The sequence below is a fragment of the Paracoccus thiocyanatus genome (genome assembly GCF_900156255.1).
Taxonomy (GTDB): Bacteria; Pseudomonadota; Alphaproteobacteria; order Rhodobacterales; family Rhodobacteraceae; genus Paracoccus; species Paracoccus thiocyanatus.
In genome coordinates this window covers 295,655-302,046 of record NZ_FTMK01000001.1, presented here as the reverse complement: position 1 = coordinate 302,046, position 6,392 = coordinate 295,655, and the positions used below count along the sequence as shown (strand labels likewise).

Here is a 6,392-nt window from a genome sequence, read left to right as displayed (position 1 = left end):
CCACCCGATACGAGAAGACGGCGGAAAACTACCTCGCCGCCGTCCTCATGGCATGCTCAAGGCTGTGGATGAGGAATTATGAGTCCGCAACCTAGTGCCAGGGTTGCAGGAAATCGGGCGGCACCAGCAGGTTGTGGCGGCCAAGGTTCTTGACGTCCCGTTCGCCGCACAGCGCCATGGTGATGTCCAGTTCCTTCTGGATCACCTCCAGCGCGCGGGTCACGCCGACCTCGCCCATGGCGCCCAGCCCATAGATATAGGCGCGGCCGATATGGGTGGCATGCGCCCCCATCGCCAGCGCCTTGAGCACGTCCTGGCCCGAGCGGATGCCGCTGTCGAGATGGATCTCGACCCGGTCGCCCGCCGCCTTGACGATTTCGGGCAGCATGCGGATGGCGCTGACCGCGCCGTCCAACTGCCGGCCGCCATGGTTGCTGACGATGATCGCATCGGCGCCGAAATCCGCGGCGATGCGGGCATCCTCGGGGTCGTTGATGCCTTTCAGGATCAGCTTGCCGCCCCAGAGGTCGCGGATGCGGGCGATCTTGCCCCAGTCAAGCTGCGGGTCGAACTGCTCGGCCGTCCAGGCGACCAGCGACGAGGGATCGCCCACCCCCTTGGCATGGCCGACGATATTGCCAAAAAAGCGGCGCTTGGTGCGCAGCATCCCCATGCCCCAGCGCCATTTCGTCGCCAGGTCCAGCAGCACCGGCAGGGTCAGCCGCGGCGGGGCGGACAGCCCGTTCTTCAGATCCTTGTGGCGCTGGCCCAGGATTTGCAGGTCCAGCGTCAGCACCAGGGCCGAGCAATTGGCGCGCCGCGCCCGCTCGATGATCGCTTCCATGAATTCCTGGTCGCGCATGACGTAAAGCTGGAACCAGAACGGCGCCTGGGTGGCCTGGGCCACGTCCTCGATCGAACAGATCGACATGGTGGACAGGGTAAAGGGCACGCCAAAGGCCGCGGCGGCCCGCGCCGCCTTGATCTCGCCATCCGCAGATTGCATTCCCGTCATGCCGACCGGGGCCAGCGCCACCGGCATGGCGACGCGCTGCCCGACCATGGTGCTTTCGGTGCTGCGCCCGGTCATGTCCACCGCAACGCGCTGGCGCAGCTTGATCCGCTGGAAATCGCTGCAATTGTCGCGAAAGGTGCCCTCGGTATAGCTGCCGCTTTCGCAATAGTCGTAGAACATGCGCGGCACGCGGCGGCGATAGATCGCCTTCAGATCGTCGATGCAGGTGATGACCGGCATGGGGTTCTCCTTAATTCGGCGCGCAATCGGCGCTGCCCTCGGGGCAGTCTTCGGCCGGGGATTGCTGCGACAGCGCGCGGGCGCGGGCGCGCAGGGCCTGGGCGCGGCGCTGCAATTCGCCATCCGCTGCCGCGGGGGCGCTGCGGGCGCGGCCGGCCAGGGACTGCCCGCGCGCATCCAGCGCGCTGCCCATCGCCGCGGGGTCGCGGGCTGCGTCGCCGGCATGGCCGGGCAGGGCGGGTTCGGCCAGCAGCCGGTCGGTCGGCATCAGCGCAGGATAATCGCCCACCATATCGCCGCATCCCGCCAATCCCGCCAGCAGCAGCGCGCCCCAGATCCGCCTCATGCCCGTTCCCCGAAATCCATGCGCCGGACCATAGGCCCGCGGGCCGGGCGGGGGCAAGATGCGCTCTTTCCTTGCCGCGGCGCGCTGCCTAGAAGGCGGGATGGCACGAACCCATGGCTCCAGGGCCGAGATCACCGGACCATTGATCCGCGACGCCGCGCGCCGGCTTTTCGCGCGCCACGGCTTTGCCGCCGTCTCGATGCGCCAGATCGCGGCCGAGGTCGGCGTGCAGGCCGGCACGCTTTACAGCTATACCGCCGACAAGCAGGCGCTGCTGGCCGACCTGCTGCGCAGCCATATGGAGGATTTGCTGGCCGCCTGGCAGGACGATCCGTCGCGCCCGGCGCTAGACCGGCTAAGGGCGTTCCTGGGCTTTCACATCCAGACCAGCCTGGAGCGACCCGAGGCGGTGTTCCTGTCCTATATGGAACTGCGCAACCTGACGGCGGAAAACCGCGCCCAGATCGCCGCCCTGCGCCGCCGCTACGAGGATGCGCTGGAAGCGATCCTGATCGCCGGCGAGGCCGAGGGCACGATGGCGGTGCCCGACACGCGGCTGGCCACCATGGCGCTGATCGCCATGCTGACCGGCGTCACCAACTGGTATCGCGAAGGCGGGCGGCTGGACCAGGACCGGGTCGTGGCGGTCTATTGGGACCTGGTGCGCGGTGCGGTCGGCGCATGACCCTTTGCAACCGGCGGCCGCGATCCGATATAAGACGGCATGAGCCTGCCTCCGCAATTCCTTGACGAGATCCGCGCCCGCGTGCCTTTGTCGCGCGTCATCGGGCGCAAGGTGGTGTGGGACCAGCGCCGCTCGAACCAGGCCAAGGGCGACTGGTGGGCGCCCTGTCCCTTCCACGGCGAAAAGACCCCCTCGTTCCATGTCGATGACCAGAAGGGGTTCTATTACTGCTTCGGCTGTCACGCCAAAGGCGACGCGCTGACCTTCCTGCGCGAGGCCGAGGGGCTGGGCTTCATCGAAGCCGTCGAATTGCTGGCCGCCGAAGCCGGATTGCCGATGCCCGAGCGCGACCCCCGCCAGGTGCAGCGCGCCGACCGCCGCACGGAACTGGTCGAGGTGATGGAACAGGCGGTGCGCTGGTTCCGAATGCAACTGGGCATGGGCGCGGCCGAACCGGCCCGCGCCTATCTGGACCGGCGCGGGTTGGATACGGCCGCCTGCGAACGCTTTGGCATCGGCTATGCCCCGGACCAGCGCCAGGGCCTCTACCACGCCCTGCGCGCCAAGGGCATCGCCGAGGCGCTGATCGTCGAGGCGGGGCTCGCGGCCAAGCCCGATGACGGCGGCGCGCCCTTTGACCGTTTTCGCGGCCGCATCATCTTTCCGATTCGCGACGGGCGCGGGCGCTGCATCGCATTCGGCGGCCGGGCGATGGACCCGAATGCGCGGGCGAAATACCTCAACAGCCCCGAGACGGCGTTGTTCGACAAGGGCCGCAACCTTTACAATATCGGCCCGGCGCGGGCGGCGGTGGCCAAGGGCAGGCCGCTGGTGGTGGCCGAGGGCTATATGGACGTGATCGCCCTGGTGCGCGCGGGTTTCGAGGGCGCGGTGGCGCCGCTGGGCACCGCCATCACCGAGGACCAGTTGCGGCTGATGTGGCGCATCTCGCCCGAGCCGGTGATTGCGCTGGACGGCGACCAGGCCGGGCTGCGGGCGGCGATGCGGCTGATCGACCTGGCGCTGCCGATGACCGGGCCGGGGCAGGCGCTGCGATTCGCCTTTCTGCCGCAGGGGTTGGACCCCGACGATCTGATCCGCGCGCAGGGACCGCGGGCCATGGCCGCTTTGCTGGACGAGGCGCGGCCGCTGATCGACCTGCTGTGGCGGCGCGAGACCGAGGGGCGGGTCTTTGACAGCCCCGAACGGCGGGCGGCGCTGGACAAGGCGCTGGCGCAGGCGGTGGCCAGGATCCCCGACAAGGACACGCGCGACCATTACCAAAGCGTCCTGCGCAACCTGAAATGGGAAATGTTCGGTCCCCGCCGCAACCAGAATGCGTCGCCGCGCCCGGCGCGCGAGGGCTGGCAGGGGCGGGGCGCGCGCTTCCAGCCGGTGGCGCCCGCGCCGCCGACGCGGGCCTCGCGCCTGTCCTCTCCCGAAGCCGGCGAGCACGAGGCCGAGGCGCTGATCGAGGCCATGGTCCTGGCCATCTGCGCCACCCATCCCGGCCTGATCGCCCCGGTCGAATCGCGGCTGGAGCGGCTGGAGCCGCGGGACGCCGACCGCGCGGCGCTGATCCACGACCTGCTGTCGGGGACGCAGTCCCAGGCCGGGCAGCGCGCCCTTGAAAGCATCATGGCCGACCCCCATGTGAGGGCGGCCCCGGCGATCCTGCGCCCGCATGACGGCGACGCCGCCGCGGAAATCCTTGCCAACGCCCTGGACCGGATCGAGGCCCGCCGCGCCGGGCGCGAGGAAATAGCCCGCGCCGAGGCCGAGATCGAGGGGCTGGCCGACGAGGGCCTGACCTGGCGCATGGCGCAATCCGCCCGTGCCCGCCAGCAGGCCGACCATCCTTCGCTGGCCGACCTGTCGGACCTGGGCGAGAACAGCGACGCATACCGGGCCATCCTGGAGGCGGCGCTGAAGAACGAGATCTGGCGCAAGCCGCGCCGCTGAAGGGCGCGCGCATCGCGCCGCGCCGAATCACCTTGGCCGCTGCCGGACCGCGGGCTTTGAACTGCCCCGCGATTCGGTTAGAACCGGCCGATAGCCGATCCCGATTCGCCGATTCGCGAATCACCGCTTCAAGGGAGCCAGCATGGCAGCCAACGACGAAGACCAGAAGCCCGAGCCCAAGGATGACGATCATTCGCTGGACATGTCGCAGGCCGCGGTCAAGCGCATGATCGCCGAAGGGCGCGAGCGCGGCTTCATCACCTATGACCAGCTCAATGCCGTCCTGCCGCCCCAACAGGTCAGCTCGGACCAGATCGAGGACGTCATGTCCATGCTGTCCGAGATGGACATCCGCGTGGTCGAGAACGACGAAGAGGCCGAAGAGGCCGAACCGGGCGGCGAACTGGCCACCACCGCCTCGACCTCGCGCGAACTGACGGTCGCCACCGCCGAGACGGAAAAGCTGGACCGCACCGACGACCCGGTGCGCATGTATCTGCGCGAGATGGGCTCGGTCGAGCTTTTGTCGCGCGAGGGCGAGATTGCCATCGCCAAGCGCATCGAGGCCGGGCGCAACACCATGATCGCCGGCCTGTGCGAAAGCCCGCTGACCTTCAAGGCCATCACCATGTGGCGCCAGGAGCTTCTGGACGAAGACATCCTGCTGCGCGACGTGATCGACCTGGAAACCACCTTCGGCCGCTCGATGGACGAGGAGGAGGGCGAGGAAGAAGAAGTCCTGCCCACCGAAACCCCCGCCGCCGCCAGCACCGGCCACGCGCGCGACACCCAAGAGCTTGACGCCGACGGCAACCCCATGGGCCGCGAGGAGGACGAGGACGAAGACGACGGCCAGAACCTGTCGCTGGCCGCCATGGAAGCCTCGCTCAAGCCCAAGGTGCTGGAGACGCTGGAAGCCATCGCCCAGGGCTATGAAGAACTGTCGCACATGCAGGACAACCGCATGTCGGCGACCCTGAACGAGGACGATACCTTCTCGGCGGCGCAGGAAAGCGCCTATCAGGTGCTGCGCTCGCGCATCGTCGCGCTGGTGAACGAACTGCACCTGCACAACAACCGCATCGAGGCGCTGGTCGACCAGATCTATGGCATCAACCGCCGCATCGTCACCATCGATTCCAACGTGGTGAAACTGGCCGATGCCGCGCGCATCAACCGGCGCGAGTTCATCGACGCCTATCGCGGCAGCGAGTTGGACCCGACCTGGGTCGAGCGGATGATGCAGCACAAGGGCCGCGGCTGGCAGGCTTTGTTCGAGAAATCCCGCCCGCAGGTGGAAAACCTGCGCAGCGAAATGGCCATGGTCGGCCAGCATGTCGGCGTCGACATCGAGGAATTCCGTCGCATCGTCAGCCAGGTCCAGCGCGGCGAAAAGGAATCGCGCCAGGCCAAGAAGGAAATGGTCGAGGCGAACCTGCGCCTGGTCATCAGCATCGCCAAGAAATACACGAATAGGGGCCTGCAATTCCTTGATCTCATTCAGGAAGGCAATATCGGCCTGATGAAGGCCGTGGACAAGTTCGAGTATCGGCGCGGCTACAAGTTCAGCACCTATGCGACCTGGTGGATCCGGCAGGCGATCACGCGCTCTATCGCCGACCAGGCCCGCACCATCCGCATCCCGGTCCACATGATCGAGACGATCAACAAGCTGGTGCGGACAGGCCGGCAGATGCTGCACGAGATAGGCCGTGAGCCCACGCCCGAGGAACTGGCCGAAAAGCTGCAAATGCCGCTGGAAAAGGTCCGCAAGGTGATGAAGATCGCCAAGGAGCCGATCAGCCTCGAAACCCCGATCGGGGACGAGGAGGACAGCCAGCTTGGCGATTTCATCGAGGACAAGAACGCCGTCCTGCCGCTGGATTCGGCCATTCAGGAAAACCTGAAGGAAACCACGACCCGCGTCCTGGCCAGCCTGACCCCGCGCGAAGAACGGGTGCTGCGCATGCGCTTTGGCATCGGCATGAACACCGACCACACCCTGGAAGAGGTCGGCCAGCAGTTCAGCGTGACCCGCGAACGCATCCGCCAGATCGAGGCCAAGGCGCTGCGCAAGCTCAAGCATCCAAGCCGGTCGCGCAAGCTGCGCAGCTTCCTGGACCAGTAAGCGCCCCGACCAGCGA

Annotated in this window: 5 protein-coding genes; 3 read left to right on the top strand and 2 right to left on the bottom strand. The window is 67.5% G+C overall.

Translation table 11 applies throughout. From position 1 onward, the window contains the following. Nucleotides 1-91: 91 nt before the first annotated feature. Together F3H32_RS01410 and F3H32_RS01405 are read right to left on the bottom strand one after the other, a co-directional pair. Nucleotides 92-1,255 carry an alpha-hydroxy acid oxidase gene (locus tag F3H32_RS01410; protein ID WP_149763724.1) on the bottom strand — a complete coding sequence of 388 codons (1,164 nt, stop codon included), beginning with the start codon at nucleotides 1,253-1,255 and terminating at the stop codon, nucleotides 92-94. Nucleotides 1,256-1,265: 10 nt separating this feature from the next. Then, nucleotides 1,266-1,601: a hypothetical protein gene (locus F3H32_RS01405; RefSeq protein ID WP_149763722.1), complete on the bottom strand. Its 336-nt coding sequence runs from the start codon at nucleotides 1,599-1,601 to the stop codon at nucleotides 1,266-1,268. Between the two features lie 100 nt (nucleotides 1,602-1,701). Between F3H32_RS01405 and F3H32_RS01400 the strand changes: the two genes are divergently transcribed. The 3 genes from F3H32_RS01400 (at nucleotide 1,702) to rpoD (ending at nucleotide 6,376) form a co-directional block, all read left to right on the top strand. Beyond that, nucleotides 1,702-2,286, top strand: a complete 585-nt coding sequence (locus F3H32_RS01400) for a TetR/AcrR family transcriptional regulator (RefSeq protein ID WP_149763720.1) — start codon at nucleotides 1,702-1,704, stop codon at nucleotides 2,284-2,286. A gap of 39 nt (nucleotides 2,287-2,325) precedes the next feature. Further along, the gene (dnaG, locus tag F3H32_RS01395) at nucleotides 2,326-4,248 is read left to right on the top strand and encodes a DNA primase (protein WP_149763718.1); all 1,923 of its coding nucleotides are present in this window, start codon (nucleotides 2,326-2,328) and stop codon (nucleotides 4,246-4,248) included. A gap of 142 nt (nucleotides 4,249-4,390) precedes the next feature. After that, entirely contained in the window at nucleotides 4,391-6,376 is a 1,986-nt protein-coding gene (gene rpoD, locus F3H32_RS01390) for an RNA polymerase sigma factor RpoD (RefSeq protein WP_149763716.1), read from the top strand. Nucleotides 6,377-6,392 lie beyond the last annotated feature (16 nt).